A 17,483-nucleotide genomic window follows, 5' to 3' on the forward strand; every position below is an offset into this window, starting at 1 on the left:
CGAGGGCTGGCGTCAGTCGGACAAACCACCGTGTTTGTCGCGTCCCCGACCTCCATGTCGGGGATACGACAAAGCCCTAAACCCAGCATTTTCGCCATTTTTCGCATTGCAGCACTTGGCATCGCCATTGCAAAGGACCCCGGCATAGACCCCTGACGAGGAGGCCGCCGGTGTCCAGCAACGTCATCTCTCTCTCCAGCATCGCCCGGGGGCGCATGGCCCCCGCCGAAGCTCCGGCCGCGCCCACCGGCGGCTGTTCCTCCACCTCATGTGGGTCCGATAAGGGCCAGGGCGACATGCCCGCCCATATCTGGGACAAGGTCAAGGACCACCCCTGTTACTCCGAGGAAGCCCACCACTACTTCGCCCGCATGCATGTGGCGGTGGCCCCGGCCTGCAACATCCAGTGCAATTACTGCAACCGGAAGTACGACTGCGCCAACGAATCGCGCCCCGGCGTCACCAGCGAGAAGCTCTCGCCCGAACAGGCGGCGCGCAAGGTGGCGGCGGTGGCGGCCAGGGTACCGCAGCTCTCGGTTCTGGGCATCGCCGGCCCCGGCGATTCCATGTTCGACTGGCGCAAGACCGCAGCCACCTTCCGCGAGGTGTCCAAGCTGCTGCCCGACCTCAAATACTGCATCTCGACCAACGGTCTGGCCCTGCCCGACCACCTGGACGAGCTGGCCGAGCACAACATCGACCACGTCACCATCACCATCAACATGGTCGACCCCGAGATCGGCGCGCTGATCTACCCCTGGATCTATTTCAAGGGCAAGCGCTACACCGGAATCGAAGGCGCGCGCATCCTGCACGAGCGCCAGATGGAGGGTCTGGAGGGCCTGACGTCCCGCGGCATCCTCACCAAGATCAACTCGGTGATGATCCCCGGCATCAACGACCAGCACCTGATCGAGGTCAACAGGGAGATCAAGGCGCGCGGCGCCTTCCTGCACAACGTCATGCCGCTGATCTCCGACGCCGCCCACGGCACCGCCTTCGGCCTTTCCGGCCAGCGCGGCCCCAAGCCCGCCGAACTGAAGGACCTTCAAGACAAGCTGGCCGGCGGCGCCAATCTGATGCGCCATTGCCGCCAGTGCCGCGCCGACGCGGTGGGTATGCTGGGCGAGGATCTGTCCCAGGACTTCACCCTGGACAAGCTGCCCGAGGTGGCCGCCGTCTTCGACCCCGAGCCCCGCCGCCTCTACCGCGAAGTGGTCGAGCGCGAGCGCGCCGACCGCGCCAAGGCGGTCGAGGGTGCCGAGGCCGAACTGGCGGACACCGTGGCCGAGGCCCCGGCCAGGCTGGTGGCCGTCTGCACCAAGGGTGGCGGGCGCATCAACCAGCATTTCGGCCACGCCAAGGAATTCCAGATTTTCGAGGTGGATGCCAAGGGCGTGCGCTTCTCGGGCCATCGCAAGGCCGACAATTACTGCGTCGGCGGCTATGGCGACGACGACAAGCTGGACGTGGTCCTGGCCGCGCTGGAAGGCATCGACACGGTGTTCGTGGCCAAGATCGGCCGCTGCCCCAAGGACGATTTGAAGAAAGCCGGCATCGAGGCCATCGACGCCTACCCCTTCGACTACATCGAGACGGCGGTGGCCGGCTGGTACGCCCAGCGCTTCGGCCAGGTTTCCGAAACCGCCGACATTGCCTAGAGCGGCGAGCGCCAAACCTGGCGCACGCCGCGATCAGCCGCCATTGAGGCGGCGGCCAAGCGGCCGGAGGGCCGCGCCCGGCGAGGGGCAAAAAAGCTCAGAGAGAAGGAGAACATCATGGCTCTGAAAATTATCGCGTCCGAATGCACCACCTGCGGCGCCTGCGAATTCGAGTGCCCCAACGCCGCCATTTCCATCAAGAACGACGTCTACACCATCAAGGCGTCGGGCTGCACCGAGTGCGACGGCGACGCGCCGAAGTGCCAGGCGGTCTGCCCGGTCGAGGGCTGCATCGTCCAGGGCTGACCTTTTCGGAAAGGGTGCCGTCATGAGCGAAGATACAAATTTCGAACTGTGGGACAAGGCCCTCTTTGAGCGCGGCGACAAGGTCGCGGCGCTCCGGGACGTCCGCAACGACGGCACCTATCCCGGCTCGCAGATCGGCGAGTTCCTGATCCGCAAGGGCGAGGTGGGCTACGTCACCCAGGTGGGGACCTATCTCAACCGCTTCTATGTCTACGCCGTCGACTTCCTGGAAAGCGAACGCCTGGTCGGCATGCGCGCCCACGAATTGGAACGGGTCGAGGAAGAAGAAAGGAAGGCGTCATGAAGGTCATGCTGCGCAAGGTCGGCGAGAAATACGAGATCTATGTCCCCAAGAAGGACCTGGAGGAGTTGGTCGTCGAGTCCGAGAAGGACACCATCTGGGGCGGCACCATCAAGATCGCCAACGGCTGGACCTTCGCCATGCCCGACATGCCGGCCGACACAAGGCTGCCCATCACCGTCGAAGCCCGCAAACTGTCCGGCGGCGACGACTGAGGAGGACGCGGCCATGCTCGACTCCCCCAGCTCATTGCTTGCCGGCATCGGCGCCGAGATCGCCGCCGGCCATCTCATCCCCTTCCTGGGGCCCGACGTACTGACCCTCGAGGCCGAGCCGCCGGTGCCGGTGGGGGCCCGCGCCCTGGCCACGGCCCTGGCGGCCAAGGTGGGCGTCCCCGGCCGCATCAAGCAGAACCTCTGGCATTCCGCCCAGTACATCGAGACCCACAAACACCGGATGACGCTCGACAAGCTGATGGCCGGGTTCTTCCAGGCGGTGCCGGAGCCCAATTCCCTGCACCGCTGGCTGGCCGGCCTGCCCCGGCTGCCCCTGGTGGTCGACACCTGGTATGACGGCGCCATGAAGGCCGCCTTCGAGGCGGTGGGCCGCGACAACTGGGGCATCGTCCAGGGCTGTTCCAAGGCAAGACGCCTGGACGGCGGGGTGTGGAGCCGCGCCGTCACCCCCGATGGCGCCACCGTCCCCGATGGCGTGGCCGAGGGCTGGCGCACCGTGCTCTACAAACCTCACGGCGCCGCCCAGCCCACCGGCGACGTGCTGGTGTCGGATTCCGATTACGTGGAAGTGCTGACCGACATCGATATAGGGACGCCCATTCCCCAGGTGGTCAAGGACCGGCGGGCGGGACGCGGTTTCGTCTTTCTGGGCTGCCGCTTCTACGACCAGATCCTGCGGACCTTCGCCCGGCAGATCGCCAAGCATTCCGGCGGGCCGCGCTATGCCGTGGTGCCCAAGGACCTGACCCGCAACGAACTGAAGTTCCTGGAGATCGAGGGCATCAGCCCCATCACCATGCCGCTGGCCGAGGCCGTCGCGCTGATGAGCGCCGCCGGGCCGAACCGACCGCCACCACCCCTTGGAGAGGATAACCCATGGCCAACGTAACCTTCAGCGCCCCCACCCTGGAAAAGGACGTCACCGTCTATGCGGTGGCGGGCGACAACAAGACCCTGCTGGGCGTGGCCAAGCAGCACGCCATCGCCATTCCCTGCCAGTGCCAGGACGGCGAGTGCGGCTCGTGCCTGGTCAAGGTCACCATCCTGGACGACAAGAGCCCGTCCGGCATCCATCTGACCGAGAAGGAAAAGCTGACGCTGTCGGTCAACGGCAAGCTGACCAGGGACCAGTTGGCCAATGCCGAAACCAACGACATGCCCCCGCCCTACCGCCTGGCCTGTCAGTACATCGTCCGCAACGAGGACATCCTGGTGGAATTCTCCGGCGAACCGGGCGTCGAGATCGATCTGCGGCGATAGGTGGCGGAAGCTCGCAGATCGAGAAGGGGCGTCCCCGGCGGGACGCCCCTTCATTCTTATATCAGGCTGCGATGATCGGAACCGATCACCGCAGCGCCCTCATGCGGCGGGCGGGCGCCTTTGCGCCCTTGCCTCCCGCGCCATAAGGCGCGCGGCCCCTTGGGCCTATCCAACCCGCGATGAGTTTCACTCAACGCAGGTTGATATTACCGCCCCGGCAGCGAACAGATGCCGTCGCTGCGCGGGCAGGTTTCCGGGACCGGCTCGTGCGCCGGAACCAGTCCCACCCAGGCGTCCACCGCCGCGTCGTCGAAGCCGGCCATGCGGCGTCCGCCGCTTTCCATCAGCGGGCGGCGGATCAGCAGGGGGTCCAGGCACATCTCGGCCAGGGCTTCCCCCGCCTCCATGGCTTCGGGCACCACCGCCCCCGACTTGACCCGGGGGGCGGCGCGGTTGAACCACTCGGCCACCGGCAAGCCCTCGAAGAACGGGCCGAGCGCCGCCGGGCTCCAGCCCTGGGCGCGGATGTCCAGCGCCACCACGTCGTGGCCGGACCGGGCCAGCAATTGCTTCTGCCGGGTGTTGTTCGAGCAGCCCGGCTTTTCGTAGAAGACGATCAGCGCCATGTGGTGGCCCTCCTTCATTTCAGCGTGTCGGCCAGGGCCAGCAGGGCCGGTACCTGGGTACGGATTTCCTCGGCGACGGCCTTGTCCAGCTTGCCCGCCCAGGCGGCGGGAATCTCGCGCACGCCGTAGGTGGCCCCGGCCAGCATGCCGGCGATGGCCCCGGTGGTGTCGGCGTCGCCGCCCTGGTTGACCACCTCGATCAGGCAGTTACGGAAGGAATCGGTCAGGAAATAGAAGTGCAGCACCGTCTGCATGGTATCGACGATGTAGGCGGTGGACTGGCCTCGGAAGGTCTCGAACTTGAAGCATTTATGCTTGTCCACCAGGGCGTTGGCCTCGTCGCGCGCCGCCTTCATGCCCTGGCCCGACAGCAGCGCCTGGGTCATGCGCCCCAGCGCCAGGGTGGCGTCGTCGGACAGGGGATGGTGGTGGGTGATGTGGCTCTGCGCCACCGTCCACTCGGCCAGCAGGTCGGGCCGGTGCAGGGTGGCGATGGCGGTGGGCAGGTTGCGCATGGCGGCGCCGTTGCCGGCGTCGCCCTCGCAATAGCCGCCCTCCAGGGTGCCATTGGTGATGAAGCGGCGGATGCCGCGCCGGCAGGTGTTGCCCACGTCCACCGGGCCGGTCTTCAGCCAGGCGGCGAATTCCCCGCAAACGTCCCTGAGGTCCAGCCCGCCTTTGGCGATCAGCGAGCGGCCCAGGCAGAGCGACATCTCGGTGTCGTCGGTCACCTGGCCCGGCGCCAGATGCAGCCAGCCGCCGCCGATCATCTTGCGGTGCAGGCCGTGCTTCTCGCGGATTTCGCCCTTGGTCAGGAACTCCACCGTCGCCCCCAGGGCGTCGCCCACCGCGAAGCCGAGATAGGCGCCCAGCACCCGTTCCTCCAGGCTGGGGCCCGCTGCCGGGGTTCGGTCGAGAAACGGAAGTCGCATGGAAAATCCAATCAGAAATAGGCCGCGGCGACCCGGTAATCGCCGCCGATCACCAGGTACTCGCCCTCTCCCTTCAGGGGGTGGACGGGCAGCAACGTGTTGAAGAACAGAACCTTCACCACCGGCACGCGGGCGGTCAGGATGGTGTCGCCGAAGCAATCGGCCACCGTGCGGTCCGACGAGAACGACGCCAGATTGTTGAGGCGCATCACCACATTCTTGCGGTCGAGGCGTTCGACCACCTGATGCTCGTCGAAGGAATTGATGCCCCGGTAAAGCGTCAGATGAGTCTGGCCGGGGGCGGCGTGACGGGCCAGCCCCCACTGGCAGAACTCGTAGAGCATGTCGAGCTGGCAGTAGATGGAGTTGTTGTGGAAGCGGCTCGACATCTTCTCGTCCACATAGGTCGCCCAGCCCTGGGTGGAAAAGCGGGTGATCATCTCCTTGTGAAAGGTGGGAAACAGCCCGAAGCGGCTTTCCACCCAGCCCTTCAGCACGGCGCCTTCCGGCCCGTTGGAATCGTAGCCCCAGCCTTTCAGCAGGCGCAGGAAGCTGGAACGGTAGCGCCGCCGCGAGCCCTGCAGCGGCTCCTGCTGCTCGGGATCGATGCCGAACATGGCCATCATGTACTTATAGAAGGCGTCGCCGGCATCCATCAGCCCGTCCGACTGCCCCAGCATCTCGAACAGCTGGCGGTTCATCTCGCGCACTCCCGAGATGTGCAGTTCGCGCGGCTCGTCGTTGAAGGCGGCCGAGCCCAGCAGGTTGGTGGACAACCCCATCAGGTTGGTGCTGTGGCCGATGCTGTGGTCGTTCATCCGAATCCCCGTCGTTCAGCCCACCACTCATGCAAGACCCGTACCTTTCGGCATAGGGGCGCATAAAGGGGCGGAAACCCTGGTCCTGTTGGGGTTGCAACACAGATGGGCGGCTTTGTCGGATTCCGCACAGACGCCCAAAAAGCGGGCACGAGCCCGACGCACCCGTGCAATGCGTTGTTTTTATTTGATTATTTTTTGTCGCTGCGGCGCACACCAAACTGGCACGCCCATTGCGATGAGGAGGCCGTGGCGGTGGCCCAGTCCTCGCCGAGCAAATTTTAGGCTAACCAGCGAAAGGAAATTCCCATGGTTCGTCAGATCGCTTTCTACGGCAAGGGCGGTATCGGCAAGTCCACCACCTCGCAGAACACCCTGGCCGCTCTCGTCGAGATGGGTCAGAAGATCCTCATCGTCGGCTGCGACCCCAAGGCCGACTCCACCCGCCTGATCCTGGGCTGCAAGCTGCAGGACACCGTGCTGCACCTGGCCGCCAAGGCCGGCTCGGTGGAAGACCTCGAGCTCGAGGACGTGATGAAGATCGGCTACAAGGGCATCAAGTGCGCCGAATCGGGCGGGCCCGAGCCGGGCGTCGGCTGCGCCGGCCGCGGCGTGATCACCGCCATCAACTTCCTGGAAGAGAACGGCGCCTATGACGACGTGGACTACGTGTCCTACGACGTGCTGGGCGACGTGGTGTGCGGCGGTTTCGCCATGCCCATCCGCGAGAACAAGGCCCAGGAAATCTACATCGTCATGTCGGGCGAGATGATGGCCCTGTTCGCCGCCAACAACATCGCCAAGGGCATCCTGAAATATGCCGGTTCGGGCGGCGTCCGCCTGGGCGGCCTGATCTGCAACGAGCGTCAGACCGACCGCGAGCTCGACCTGTCCGAGAGCCTGGCCGCCAAGCTGAACACCCAGCTGATCCACTTCGTGCCGCGCGACAACGGCGTGCAGCACGCCGAACTGCGCCGCCAGACGGTCATCCAGTACGCCCCCGATTCCAAGCAGGCTGAAGAGTACCGGCAGTTGGCCCAGAAGATCCATGCCAATGGCGGCAAGGGCACCATCCCGACCCCCATCACCATGGAAGAGCTGGAAGACATGCTGCTCGAATTCGGCATCATGAAGTCCGACGAGCAGGCCCTGGCCGAGCTCGAGGCCAAGGAAAAGTCGCTCTGCAGCGCCTAAGACTTCGACGGTAACCGGAGGGCCCTCCTAAAGGGTGGAGGGCCCCCAACGAAAGCTGAAGGAGAGGGCCATGAGCCTCGATTACACCAACGATACCGCCGCCGCCGAGGCGCTGATCAAGGATGTCCTTGACGCCTATCCGGAGAAGGCCGCCAAGCGCCGCGCCAAGCACCTCGCCGTCGCCAAGCCGGCCGAGGAGGAGGGCGCCACCTCCTGCGGCGTCAAGTCGAACATCAAGTCCATCCCCGGCGTCATGACCATCCGTGGCTGCGCCTATGCCGGTTCCAAGGGCGTGGTGTGGGGCCCCATCAAGGACATGGTCCACATCTCCCACGGCCCGGTCGGCTGCGGCCAGTATTCCTGGTCCCAGCGCCGCAACTACTTCAACGGCACCGTCGGTATCGACAGCTTCGTCACCATGCAGGTGACCTCGGACTTCCAGGAACGCGACATCGTGTTCGGCGGCGACAAGAACCTGGACGCCATGATCGACGAGCTGGACACCATGTTCCCGCTCAACAAGGGCATCTCCATCCAGTCCGAATGTCCCATCGGCCTGATCGGCGACGACATCGAGGCGGTGGCCAAGAAGAAGCACAAGGAAACCGGCAAGACCATCGTTCCGGTCCGCTGCGAGGGCTTCCGCGGCGTGTCCCAGTCGCTGGGCCACCACATCGCCAACGACGCCATCCGCGACTGGGTCTTCGACAAGCCCAACACCGAGGAATTCGTCGCCGGCCCCTACGACGTCAACCTGATCGCCGACTACAACATCGGCGGCGACGCCTGGCCGTCGCGCAAATTGCTCGAGGAGATGGGGCTGCGCGTCATCGGCATGTGGTCGGGCGACGCCACCCTGTCCGAGATGGCCCGCGCGCCGAAGGCCAAGCTGAACCTCATCCACTGCTACCGCTCGATGAACTACATCTGCCGCCACATGGAAGAGAAGTACGGCATCAAGTGGGTGGAGTACAACTTCTTCGGGCCGAGCCAGATCGCGACCTCGCTTCGCAAGATCGCCGCCCAGTTCGACGAGACCATCCAGAAGAAGGCCGAAGAGGTCATCGCCAAGTACCAGCCGCTGGTCGACAGCGTGCTGGCCAAGTACAAGGCCCGCCTGGAAGGCAAGACCGTGATGCTGTACGTGGGCGGCCTGCGCCCCCGTCACGTCGCCAACGCCTACGAAGACCTGGGCATGAAGATCGTCGGCACCGGCTATGAATTCGGCCACAACGACGACTATCAGCGCACCGGCCATTACGTGAAGGAAGGCACGCTGATCTACGACGACGTCACCGGCTACGAGCTGGAGAAGTTCATCGAGCAGATCCGTCCCGACCTGGTCGGTTCGGGCATCAAGGAGAAGTACGCCACCCAGAAGATGGGCGTGCCCTTCCGCCAGATGCACTCGTGGGACTACTCGGGCCCCTATCATGGCTATGACGGCTTCGCCATCTTCGCCCGCGATATGGACATGGCCATCAACAGCCCGGTCTGGGACAAGTTCAAGGCTCCCTGGAAGGCCGCCTGAACCTCCACTCCCGACCTATAACGCGTTGTTTTGCTTTAACTCCTCCCCGCGCATCGCCCAACAGCCGGGGGCGCGGGGAGTTGAGAAGGAGAGAAGTCATGCCTCAGAGCGCCGAAAAGACCAAGGACCACGTCACGCTGTTCAGCGAGCCCGAATACACGGAGATGTTCGCGGCGAAGAAGGCCCAGTTCGAGTGCCGCCCGACGGACGACGCGGTCGCCGCCCAGGCCGAGTACACCAAGACCTGGGAATACCGCGAAAAGAACTTCGCCCGTGAAAAGGCGGTCATCAACCCGGCCAAGGCCTGCCAGCCTCTGGGCGCAGTGTTCGCCGCCCAGGGCTTCGAGGAGACCATGCCCTACGTGCACGGCTCCCAGGGCTGCGTCGCCTATTTCCGCTCCCACCTCGCCCGTCACTTCAAGGAGGCGGTGCCCTGCGTCTCCGACTCCATGACCGAGGACGCGGCGGTGTTCGGCGGCCTGACCAACATCGTCGACGGCCTGCAGAACTCCTACACGCTCTACAAGCCCAAGATGATCGCCGTCTCCACCACCTGCATGGCGGAAGTCATCGGCGACGATCTCTCGGCCTTCATCGCCACCGCCAAGGAAAAGGAATCGGTTCCGGCCGACTTCGCGGTGCCCTTCGCCCACACCCCCTCGTTCGTCGGCAGCCACACCACGGGCTACGACAACATGATCAAGGGCGTGCTGAACTACTTCTGGGACCGCGAGAAGGGCGAACTCAAGCGCGGCGCGGTCTCGGAGAAGATCAACATCATCCCGGGCTTCGACGGCTACGCGGTGGCCAACAACCGCGAGCTGAAGCGCTACATGGACACCATGGGCGTCGAGTACACCTTCATCTCCGACGTGTCGGACATCTACGACACGCCTTCGGACGGCACCTACCGCATGTATGACGGCGGCACCAAGCTGGAGGACGTGCGCACCGCCATCGACGCCAAGGCGACCATCGCGTTGCAGAAGTACTGCTCGGACAAGTCGCTGGAATACATCGAGACCAAGGGCCAGCCCACCGCGTCCTTCCACTACCCCATGGGCGTGGGCGGCACCGACGCCCTGCTGATGAAGATCTCGGAACTGTCGGGCAAGCCGATCCCCGAGAGCATCGAGAAGGAGCGCGGCCGTCTGGTCGACGCCATCGCCGACAGCCAGGCCTACCTGCACGGCAAGAAGGTGGCGCTGTTCGGTGACCCCGACTTCGTCTACGGCATGGCCTCGTTCCTGCTGGAAATGGGCTGCGAGCCGCTCCACTGCCTCTCGACCAACGCGGGCAAGGACTGGGTCGCCGCCATGGAAGCCCTGCTGGCCTCGTCGCCTTTCGGCGCCGGCTGCAAGGTCTACGCCGGCAAGGACCTCTGGCACATGCGCTCCCTGCTGTTCACCGAGCCCACCGATCTCTTGATCGGCAGTTCCTACGGCAAGTACCTCGAGAAGGATACCGGCATCCCGCTGATCCGCCTGACCTTCCCCATCTTCGACCGTCACCACCACCACCGTTTCCCCACCCTGGGCTACCAGGGCGCGCTCAGGGTGCTGGTGGAAATCCTCGACCGCATCTTCGAGGCGACCGATGCGTCGAGCGACATCTCCTTCGACCTCACGCGCTGATCTCCCAACCCTTCCAGTAGCGTGTGAGGCCGCCCCGGGGAGGAACCCGCCCTCCCCGGGGCTCTTCTTTTGTCGGAAGCCCGTGGCCCGGGGAGGAACCCGCCCTCCCCGGGGCTCTTCTTTTGTCGGAAGCCCGTGGCCCGGGGAGGAACCCGCCCTCCCCGGGGCTCTTCTTTTGTCGGACAGCCTTCCTGTCGCGAATCCGACAATCCTCCCTCCCCTGAAAGCAAGACCCTGGATTTTCGCCATTTTTTCCAATGGCACGAGCCTTGCGAGGCGAGACCCGAACAGCTTTACGCGAGGCCCAAGATGCTGAAGGCCAAGATCGCCGAACTGATGCACGAACCCGGTTGCGCCACCAACCAGGCCAAGTCCGAGGGTGAGCGCAAGAAGGGCTGCGGCAAGTCGCTGGTCCCCGGCGCGGCGGCCGGCGGCTGCGCCTTCGACGGCGCCAAGATCGCGCTGCAGCCCATCACCGACGTGGTCCACCTCGTCCACGGCCCCATCGCCTGCGAGGGCAATTCCTGGGACGGGCGCAATTCGTGGAGCAGCGGCGGGGACCTCTACCGCAAGGGCTTCACCACCGACCTCACCAACCTGGACATCATCGCCGGCGGCGAGAAGAAGCTCTACAAGGCCATCAAGCAGGCCATCGCCAGGCACAACCCGCCCGCCGTATTCGTCTACCAGACCTGTGTCGGCTCGCTGATCGGCGACGACGTGGACGCCGTCTGTCGCGCCGCCACCGAGCGCCTGGGCATTCCTGTCATCCCGGTCAACTCGCCCGGCTTCGTCGGCTCCAAGAACCTCGGCAACCGCTTAGGCGGCGAGGCACTGTTCGAGCACGTCATCGGCACGGTGGAGCCCGACGATGCCGGCCCCTGCGACATCAACATCCTGGGTGAATACAACGTGGCGGGTGAACTGGACCAGTTCCGCCCCCTGCTGGCCCGGCTCGGTATCCGGCTGCGCGCCTCCATCACCGGCGACGCCCGCTATCGCGAGGTGGCGGCCTGCCACACGGCGCGCGCCAACATGGTGCTGTGCTCCCAGGCCCTGGTCACCCTGGCCCGCAAGATGAAGGAGAAGTGGGGCATTCCCTATTTCGAGGGCTCGTTCTACGGCATCTCCGACACCTCGGACGCACTCCGCAATATCGCCCGCATGCTGGTGGAGCATGGCGCCGATCCCACGCTCACCGACCGCACCGAAGCCCTGATCGCCGAGGAGGAGGCCAAGGCCTGGACACGGCTGGAGCCGTACAAGGCCCGGCTGGCGGGGCGCAAGGTGCTGCTCTACACCGGCGGCGTGAAAAGCTGGTCGGTGATCCAGGCCCTGCAGGAAGTGGGCATGGAGGTGGTCGGCTCCTCGGTGCGCAAGGCCACCGGCGACGACAAGAAGAAGGCGCTGGAACGCCTGGGCGGCGACGAGGACAAGCTGGCCGACGCCATCACGCCCCGGGACATGTACGCCATGTTCAAGGACGGCAAGGCCGACATGATGCTGTCGGGCGGCCGCTCGCAATTCGTGGCGCTGAAGGCCCGCACGCCGTGGATCGACATCAATCAGGAGCGCCACCACGGCTATGCCGCCTATGACGGCATGGTGGCCCTGGTGCGCGAGATCGATCTGTCCATCAACAGCCCCATCTGGGCGCAGGTCCGCGCCCCCGCCCCTTGGGAGAATCAGTGATGGCCCTCATCGTCGACCACAACAAGGCGCTGTCCACCTCGCCGCTCAAGGTCAGCGCGCCGCTGGGCGCGGCGCTCGCCTTCATGGGCATGAAGGGCTGCCTGCCCATGTTCCACGGCTCCCAGGGCTGCACCGCCTTCGCCCTGGTGATGATGGTCCGTCACTTCCGCGAGGCCATTCCGCTCCAGACCACCGCCATGAACGAGATCAGCACCATCCTGGGCGGCATGGATCAGGTGGAGGAAGGCCTGCTCAACATCGCCAAGCGCGCCAAGCCCGAGATCATCGGCCTGATCTCCACCGCGCTGACCGAGACCAGGGGCGAGGACATGGCCGGCGACGTCAAGGTCATCCGGGCACGCAATAAGGAACTGGCCGACATCGCCGTCATCGACGTCTCGGCGCCTGACTTCTCCGGCTCGCTGGAGACCGGCTGGGGCAAGGCGGTGACCGCCATCATCAAGGCCCTGGCGCGCCCCTCGGGCAATCAGGCGAGGCTGGACCGCGTCAACCTGCTGCCCGGCGCCCACCTCGACCCCCGGCGACGTCGAGGCCCTGAAGGACATCATCGCCGATTTCGGCCTGGAAACCATGGTGCTGCCCGACCTCTCGGACTCGCTCGACGGCCATGTGCCCGATTCCTACACGCCGACCACGCTGGGCGGAACCTCCGTGGCCAGCGTGCGCGAGATGGGCCGGGCGCGGCTGACCATCGCCATCGGCGAGCACATGCGCATCGCCGCCAAGACCGCCGAATCCATCACCGGGGTTCCCTCGGTGGTGCTGGACCGCGTCACCGGCCTGGACGCCGTGGACCGCCTGATGGTCTGCCTGTCCACCGTCGCCGGCGTTCCCGTTCCCGCCCGCCAGCGCCGCGCCCGCTCGCAACTGGTCGACGCCATGCTGGACGGCCACTTCTATTTCGGCGGCCGCTCGGTCGCCATCGCCGCCGAGCCCGCTTTACTGTGGAGCATGGGCCGGCTTGCCACCGACATGGGCGCCACCATCGCGGCGGCCGTCACCACCCGGCCGGTCCCCATGCTGGCCGAGTTGAAAGCCGAGCGGGTGATCGTCGGCGATTTCGAGGATCTGGAGGACCAGATCCTGGAGGCCGGCGGCGCCGACCTGATCATCGCCAATTCCAACGGCCGTCAGGTGGCGGCGCATCACGGCATTCCGCTGTTCCGCGCCGGCTTCCCGGTGTTCGACCGCCTGGGCGCCGCCCACCTGACCAGCGCGGGCTACCGGGGCACCCGTGATCTGATTACCCAGTTGGGCAACATCCTGATGGAGCGCCCCGGACACGCCCACCAGTCCTCGGAGCATGCCCATGGCCACCAGAGTGCTGCGGCTGGTTGATCCCGCCGCGCCCCACCAGGGGGCAAGACCGAAGATCAAAGGAGGTCACATGAGAATCGCCGTCGCCACCCAGGACCGCCAGCGCGTGGACGCCCACTTCGCCAGCGCCAGGACCTTCCTGTTCTACGACATCGGCCCCGAGGGCCACACCTTCCTGGAAGCCGTACAGTTCGACACCGTCTCGGCCGAGGACGGCAACCACAAGGAAGACGGCGAGGACCGCCTTTCCGCCAAGATCAACGCCCTGGAAGGCGCCTCGCTGCTGTTCTGCCGCGCCATCGGCGGCCCGGCGGCGGCCCGCGTGGTCCGCGCCCGCGTCCACCCCATCAAGCTGCCCGCCGACGAGGCCATCTCCGACGTCATCGACCGGGTGCGTTCCATGCTGAAGGGCAACCCGCCGCCGTGGCTGCGCAAGGCCATGCGCGACGGCGACGCCGGCGACGAACGCTTCATCGACGACGACGAATAATCATCAGGAGTCATTCCATGACCGCCATCGCCACCACCCAGGACCCGTTCATCAAGAGCCTGCTGATGTTCATCCGCGCCCACGACCAGTCCGGCGCCTGGGAATCCATGCCCGACGAGGAGGTTCTGGCCCCCTATATCCTCTCCAAGGAACAGCGCCGCGAGATCCCGCTGTTTGGCGATCCCGACCCGGACATCCTGTGGCGGGTGGAGCAGTACTTCAACGCCATCGCCATGGCCATCGAGACCCAATCGGGCCATGCCGTCTCTCCCATCATGAAGATCCATCACGAGGGCTGGGGCCGGGTGATCCTCACCGCCGGCAAGCTGGTGGCGGTCAACACCTATATGCGCGAGCTGCACCGCTTCGGCTTCGACTCCGCCGAGGAGATGAGCGCCAAGGCCGGCAAGATCATCGCGGAAGGCGTCGCCACCATCGCCAGATTCCCCGAGGTCGCCGCTGCCTGATTCCGAACCGCAAGGAGTAAACGTGTCATGTCGTTTCGCCAGTTCATCACCCGCGACGGGTCGCCCTGGACCCCTAAGTACCTCACCGCCATCTCGGACGAGCTGTGCATCGGCTGCGGCCGCTGCTTCAAGGTCTGCACCCAGGCGGTGATGAAGCTGATGGGCATCAACGAGGACGACGAGATGTGCGACCCCTTCGACGACAGCGAAGAGATCGTGCGCAAGGTCATGACGCTGGACAAGGGCGGCAGTTGCATCGGCTGCGGTTCGTGTCAGGCGGTGTGCGGCACCAACGCCCAGACCCACGAGGCCGTGCCGGCCTGACCCGCCTTCAAGGTCGTCATGGCCGGGCTTGACCCGGCCATCCATAGCCCCCCGGGTCAAGCCCGGGGGTGACGAAATCAGGAAGGGCGGCGACGAAGCAAGGAGGACAGCATCATGGCCCAGGACCTCTATTCCCGTCTGATGACCGGCCCCGGCGGCGGCGATCCCTTCGATCGCCACCTGTTCGCCTGCGCCGTCGCCATGGCGCTGTCCACCCCCGGCGAGAGCCTGACCATGGGGCTGGGGCTTTCCGAGGAATGCCTGGCCGCCCTGGTCGGGCGCTACTTCCCGCAGGCGCCGGGATTGCTGTCCGGACTGTCGCTCGCCGGCCATGGTGACGCGCCGCTGACCATCGAGGAGCCGGACCTGCGCGCCCTGCTGCTGGAGCACCGGACCCGCCGCCTGATCGAGGAGGAATGGCTGGCCCATATCGTGGCGCGCCGCTGCCTGGGCGCCAACCATCTGTGGCAGGACCTGGGGCTGACCGGGCGGGCCGATCTGTCGGGGCTGATGCGCCGCCACTTCGTCGGCCTGGCCGAATTGAACAGCCGCGACATGAAATGGAAGAAGTTCTTCTACCGCGAGCTTTGCCAGCGCGAGGGCGTGCCGGTCTGCAAGTCGCCCAATTGCGAGGTCTGCACCGACGTCGCCACCTGCTTCGGCGCCGAGGACGGCGTTTCCCTGCTTGTCGCAAAACCGACATTGTCGGATTTCGCCCCGGCAGCACCCCTTTGATTTCAATGAACTAACACTTGGCACCCTTCTTGCTGATCCAAAGCCAGGACATTCCATCCGGCAAGGAGGACAAAGTCATGATGAACCTGACCGACAAGGCCATCGACGTCATCCGCGAGGTCTGCAACGGCGAGTACCTGGGTCTGCGGATCATGGTCAACAAGGGCTGCTCGGGCTTTTCCTACAACATGGGCCTGGAGGAGCATGCCGGCGAGGACGACCAGGTGCTGGAATTCTCCGACGTCAAGGTGTTCATCGATCCCGGCTCGGCCCTGTGGCTGACCGGGGCCACCATGGATTACGTGGATAATTCCTCCATGGGCTCGGGCTTCGTGTTCGACAATCCCAACCAGCCGCCCGCCCCCTCCGCCACCGCCGGCGGCGGTTGTTCCTGCGCCGTGAAAAGCTGCGGCTAGGAGAGATCCCATGACGAAGGCCGCCACCATCGTCATGAACGACACCACGTTGCGGGACGGGGAACAGACCGCCGGGGTGGCGTTCACCCTGGCCGAGAAGCTGGACATCGCCCGGGCGCTGGACATCGCCGGGGTGCCGGAGATCGAGGTGGGCATTCCCGCCATGGGGCCCGAGGAACAGGCCGCCATCGCCAGGGTGGCCTCCCTCGGCCTCAAGGCCCGCCTGATCGCCTGGTGCCGCATGCGCGATGACGACCTTGAGGCAGCGGCGCGCTGCGGCGTCGCCACCGTCAACCTGTCCATCCCGGTCTCCGACCTGCAACTGGCCGCCAAGCTGGGACGCGATCGCGCCTGGGCGCTGGACCACATCCGCATCATGGTCGGCAAGGCCCGCGCCATGGGTTTCGAGGCGCTGGTGGGCGGCGAGGACAGCTCGCGCGCCGATCCCGCCTTCCTGGCCGACGTGGTCAGGGCCTGCGAGGCGGCGGGTGCCCGGCGCTTCCGCTTCGCCGACACCCTGGGTATCATGGACCCGTTCGCGGTGCATGACGCCTTCCAGGCCTTGCGCGCCGCCTGTTCCGTCGAGCTGGAAATCCACGCCCACGATGATCTGGGGCTGGCCACCGCCAATTCCCTGGCTGCCGTCAGGGGGGGGGCCACCCATGTCAGCACCACCGTCAACGGCCTGGGCGAGCGCGCCGGCAACGCGCCGCTGGAGGAAGTGGTGGTGGCGCTGGGCCACCTCTACGGAAGGGAAACCGGCATCGACAAGCGCCAACTGGGCCGGGTGTCCCGGCTGGTGGCCGACGCCTCGGGCCGCCCGGTGCCCGTCGACAAGAGCATCGTCGGCGCCAACATCTTCACCCACGAATCCGGCATCCATGTCAGCGGCCTGCTGCGCGACCCCCGCACCTACCAGGCGCTGGACCCCGCCGAGCTGGGCCGCGGCCACCGCCTGGTGCTGGGCAAACATTCCGGCCTGACCTCGGTGCTGCACGCCTGCCGCGAGATCGGCCTGGAGGTGGATTCCGCGCAGGCCCGCGCCATGCTGGCCCAGGTGCGCCGCCACGCCTCGACCACCAAGACCATTCCCACCGCCGACGATTTGCGCCGCTTCGCCGGAACCGCCACCGCCCTTACCGGAGCCCCGTCATGATCCTCGACACCCTCGCCACCCTGTCGTCCGCCGAACAGTTCTTCGAGACCCTGCGGGTTCCCTTCGAGCAACCGGTGGTCAATGTCAGCCGCCTGCACATCCTCAAGCGCTTCCGGGAAGTGCTGCGCAGCACCAATCTGGACGGTCTGGCCGAATACGAGGTGGAAGCGGTGTGCCGCGCCGCCCTGATCGAAGCCTACGAGGATTTCGCCGAAGGCCGCGGCGCCAAGACCTTCAAGGTATTCAAGGACGCCCATCCCGGCTTTGTCTCCTTGAACGAGATCAGGCCGCTGGCGGCGCGGTAGGCCCAGCCCCCAAAAGGTGATCGGGCCGCCGCTTGCGCGACGACCCGACCAAACCGATACT

General features: G+C 65.8%; 21 protein-coding genes and 1 pseudogene. 19 read left to right on the forward strand and 3 right to left on the reverse strand.

Translation table 11 applies throughout. From position 1 onward, the window contains the following. Positions 1–170: 170 nt before the first annotated feature. From nifB to H261_RS19910, 6 genes are all read left to right on the forward strand, one after another. Positions 171–1,661, forward strand: a complete 1,491-nt coding sequence (gene nifB, locus H261_RS19885) for a nitrogenase cofactor biosynthesis protein NifB (RefSeq protein ID WP_008621159.1) — start codon at positions 171–173, stop codon at positions 1,659–1,661. A 117-nt stretch (positions 1,662–1,778) separates the two neighbouring features. Next, positions 1,779–1,967: a 4Fe-4S dicluster domain-containing protein gene (locus tag H261_RS19890; protein ID WP_008621160.1), complete on the forward strand. Its 189-nt coding sequence runs from the start codon at positions 1,779–1,781 to the stop codon at positions 1,965–1,967. A 22-nt stretch (positions 1,968–1,989) separates the two neighbouring features. Further along, positions 1,990–2,271, forward strand: coding sequence for a nitrogen fixation protein NifZ (locus H261_RS19895; RefSeq protein WP_008621161.1), 282 nt, complete (start codon positions 1,990–1,992; stop codon positions 2,269–2,271). After that, entirely contained in the window at positions 2,268–2,483 is a 216-nt protein-coding gene (gene nifT, locus H261_RS19900) for a putative nitrogen fixation protein NifT (RefSeq protein WP_008621162.1), read from the forward strand. Before H261_RS19895 ends, nifT begins: the two co-directional genes overlap by 4 nt. A 13-nt stretch (positions 2,484–2,496) precedes the next feature. Next, positions 2,497–3,393: an SIR2 family NAD-dependent protein deacylase gene (locus H261_RS19905; protein WP_008621171.1), complete on the forward strand. Its 897-nt coding sequence runs from the start codon at positions 2,497–2,499 to the stop codon at positions 3,391–3,393. Next, positions 3,381–3,764, forward strand: coding sequence for a 2Fe-2S iron-sulfur cluster-binding protein (locus H261_RS19910; protein WP_008621173.1), 384 nt, complete (start codon positions 3,381–3,383; stop codon positions 3,762–3,764). Before H261_RS19905 ends, H261_RS19910 begins: the two co-directional genes overlap by 13 nt. A gap of 206 nt (positions 3,765–3,970) precedes the next feature. Here the strand turns inward: H261_RS19910 and H261_RS19915 are convergent, their stop codons facing one another. Genes H261_RS19915 through H261_RS19925 form a run of 3 tightly spaced genes read right to left on the reverse strand, consistent with a single transcriptional unit; the run spans position 3,971 to position 6,140 of the window. Continuing rightward, positions 3,971–4,390: a thioredoxin domain-containing protein gene (locus H261_RS19915; protein WP_008621175.1), complete on the reverse strand. Its 420-nt coding sequence runs from the start codon at positions 4,388–4,390 to the stop codon at positions 3,971–3,973. 14 nt (positions 4,391–4,404) lie between these two features. Further along, positions 4,405–5,322: an ADP-ribosyl-[dinitrogen reductase] hydrolase gene (draG, locus tag H261_RS19920; RefSeq protein WP_052004345.1), complete on the reverse strand. Its 918-nt coding sequence runs from the start codon at positions 5,320–5,322 to the stop codon at positions 4,405–4,407. A gap of 11 nt (positions 5,323–5,333) precedes the next feature. Beyond that, complete coding sequence (locus H261_RS19925) at positions 5,334–6,140, reverse strand: NAD(+)--dinitrogen-reductase ADP-D-ribosyltransferase (protein WP_008621179.1); 807 nt, start codon at positions 6,138–6,140, stop codon at positions 5,334–5,336. Positions 6,141–6,443: 303 nt separating this feature from the next. Between H261_RS19925 and nifH the strand changes: the two genes are divergently transcribed. The 13 genes and pseudogenes from nifH to nifW all read left to right on the forward strand — a co-directional run bounded on the left by nifH (position 6,444) and on the right by nifW (position 17,422). Then, positions 6,444–7,334: a nitrogenase iron protein gene (nifH, locus tag H261_RS19930; RefSeq protein ID WP_085988787.1), complete on the forward strand. Its 891-nt coding sequence runs from the start codon at positions 6,444–6,446 to the stop codon at positions 7,332–7,334. 70 nt (positions 7,335–7,404) lie between these two features. Then, entirely contained in the window at positions 7,405–8,865 is a 1,461-nt protein-coding gene (gene nifD, locus H261_RS19935; protein WP_008621184.1) for a nitrogenase molybdenum-iron protein alpha chain, read from the forward strand. Positions 8,866–8,963: 98 nt separating this feature from the next. Next, the gene (nifK, locus tag H261_RS19940; RefSeq protein ID WP_008621185.1) at positions 8,964–10,499 is read left to right on the forward strand and encodes a nitrogenase molybdenum-iron protein subunit beta; all 1,536 of its coding nucleotides are present in this window, start codon (positions 8,964–8,966) and stop codon (positions 10,497–10,499) included. A 309-nt stretch (positions 10,500–10,808) separates the two neighbouring features. Then, complete coding sequence (gene nifE / locus H261_RS19945; protein WP_008621188.1) at positions 10,809–12,191, forward strand: nitrogenase iron-molybdenum cofactor biosynthesis protein NifE; 1,383 nt, start codon at positions 10,809–10,811, stop codon at positions 12,189–12,191. A gap of 107 nt (positions 12,192–12,298) precedes the next feature. After that, a pseudogene (locus H261_RS26555) lies at positions 12,299–12,664 on the forward strand (nitrogenase component 1); the annotation flags it as partial. Positions 12,665–12,782: 118 nt separating this feature from the next. Next, positions 12,783–13,550, forward strand: coding sequence for a nitrogenase component 1 (locus H261_RS26560; RefSeq protein WP_268743966.1), 768 nt, complete (start codon positions 12,783–12,785; stop codon positions 13,548–13,550). Between the two features lie 49 nt (positions 13,551–13,599). Beyond that, on the forward strand, positions 13,600–14,019 hold the full coding sequence (nifX, locus tag H261_RS19955) for a nitrogen fixation protein NifX (RefSeq protein WP_008621191.1): 420 nt from the start codon (positions 13,600–13,602) through the stop codon (positions 14,017–14,019). Between the two features lie 17 nt (positions 14,020–14,036). Then, on the forward strand, positions 14,037–14,486 hold the full coding sequence (locus tag H261_RS19960; protein ID WP_008621193.1) for a NifX-associated nitrogen fixation protein: 450 nt from the start codon (positions 14,037–14,039) through the stop codon (positions 14,484–14,486). Positions 14,487–14,513: 27 nt separating this feature from the next. After that, positions 14,514–14,810 (forward strand): ferredoxin III, nif-specific, encoded by a 297-nt coding sequence (gene fdxB, locus H261_RS19965; protein WP_008621195.1) that lies wholly within the window; start codon positions 14,514–14,516, stop codon positions 14,808–14,810. A 114-nt stretch (positions 14,811–14,924) separates the two neighbouring features. Further along, positions 14,925–15,545, forward strand: coding sequence for a nitrogen fixation protein NifQ (locus tag H261_RS19970; protein ID WP_008621197.1), 621 nt, complete (start codon positions 14,925–14,927; stop codon positions 15,543–15,545). A gap of 77 nt (positions 15,546–15,622) precedes the next feature. Beyond that, positions 15,623–15,961: a HesB/IscA family protein gene (locus H261_RS19975; protein ID WP_040476962.1), complete on the forward strand. Its 339-nt coding sequence runs from the start codon at positions 15,623–15,625 to the stop codon at positions 15,959–15,961. Positions 15,962–15,971: 10 nt separating this feature from the next. Beyond that, entirely contained in the window at positions 15,972–17,117 is a 1,146-nt protein-coding gene (gene nifV, locus H261_RS19980) for a homocitrate synthase (RefSeq protein ID WP_008621202.1), read from the forward strand. Beyond that, a complete protein-coding gene (gene nifW, locus H261_RS19985) occupies positions 17,114–17,422 on the forward strand; it encodes a nitrogenase-stabilizing/protective protein NifW (RefSeq protein WP_008621204.1) in 309 nt (102 codons plus the stop codon). The genes nifV and nifW overlap by 4 nt, the downstream gene beginning before the upstream one ends. Positions 17,423–17,483 lie beyond the last annotated feature (61 nt).

This window comes from Paramagnetospirillum caucaseum (genome assembly GCF_000342045.1).
In the GTDB taxonomy this organism is placed as follows: Bacteria; Pseudomonadota; Alphaproteobacteria; order Rhodospirillales; family Magnetospirillaceae; genus Phaeospirillum; species Phaeospirillum caucaseum.

Bases quoted from the DNA above. Each gene is read 5' to 3' on its own strand.
- H261_RS19925 (WP_008621179.1), bottom strand. From the start codon at position 6,140: ATGAACGACCACAGCATCGGCCACAGCACCAACCTGATGGGGTTGTCC.
- H261_RS19890 (WP_008621160.1), top strand. From the start codon at position 1,779: ATGGCTCTGAAAATTATCGCGTCCGAATGCACCACCTGCGGCGCCTGC.
- draG (WP_052004345.1), bottom strand. From the start codon at position 5,322: ATGCGACTTCCGTTTCTCGACCGAACCCCGGCAGCGGGCCCCAGCCTG.
- H261_RS19905 (WP_008621171.1), top strand. From the start codon at position 2,497: ATGCTCGACTCCCCCAGCTCATTGCTTGCCGGCATCGGCGCCGAGATC.
- H261_RS19910 (WP_008621173.1), top strand. From the start codon at position 3,381: ATGGCCAACGTAACCTTCAGCGCCCCCACCCTGGAAAAGGACGTCACC.
- nifV (WP_008621202.1), top strand. From the start codon at position 15,972: ATGACGAAGGCCGCCACCATCGTCATGAACGACACCACGTTGCGGGAC.
- nifX (WP_008621191.1), top strand. From the start codon at position 13,600: ATGAGAATCGCCGTCGCCACCCAGGACCGCCAGCGCGTGGACGCCCAC.
- H261_RS19970 (WP_008621197.1), top strand. From the start codon at position 14,925: ATGGCCCAGGACCTCTATTCCCGTCTGATGACCGGCCCCGGCGGCGGC.
- H261_RS26560 (WP_268743966.1), top strand. From the start codon at position 12,783: ATGGTGCTGCCCGACCTCTCGGACTCGCTCGACGGCCATGTGCCCGAT.
- fdxB (WP_008621195.1), top strand. From the start codon at position 14,514: ATGTCGTTTCGCCAGTTCATCACCCGCGACGGGTCGCCCTGGACCCCT.
- H261_RS19895 (WP_008621161.1), top strand. From the start codon at position 1,990: ATGAGCGAAGATACAAATTTCGAACTGTGGGACAAGGCCCTCTTTGAG.
- nifT (WP_008621162.1), top strand. From the start codon at position 2,268: ATGAAGGTCATGCTGCGCAAGGTCGGCGAGAAATACGAGATCTATGTC.
- H261_RS19915 (WP_008621175.1), bottom strand. From the start codon at position 4,390: ATGGCGCTGATCGTCTTCTACGAAAAGCCGGGCTGCTCGAACAACACC.
- H261_RS19960 (WP_008621193.1), top strand. From the start codon at position 14,037: ATGACCGCCATCGCCACCACCCAGGACCCGTTCATCAAGAGCCTGCTG.
- nifD (WP_008621184.1), top strand. From the start codon at position 7,405: ATGAGCCTCGATTACACCAACGATACCGCCGCCGCCGAGGCGCTGATC.
- nifK (WP_008621185.1), top strand. From the start codon at position 8,964: ATGCCTCAGAGCGCCGAAAAGACCAAGGACCACGTCACGCTGTTCAGC.
- H261_RS19975 (WP_040476962.1), top strand. From the start codon at position 15,623: ATGATGAACCTGACCGACAAGGCCATCGACGTCATCCGCGAGGTCTGC.
- nifE (WP_008621188.1), top strand. From the start codon at position 10,809: ATGCTGAAGGCCAAGATCGCCGAACTGATGCACGAACCCGGTTGCGCC.
- nifW (WP_008621204.1), top strand. From the start codon at position 17,114: ATGATCCTCGACACCCTCGCCACCCTGTCGTCCGCCGAACAGTTCTTC.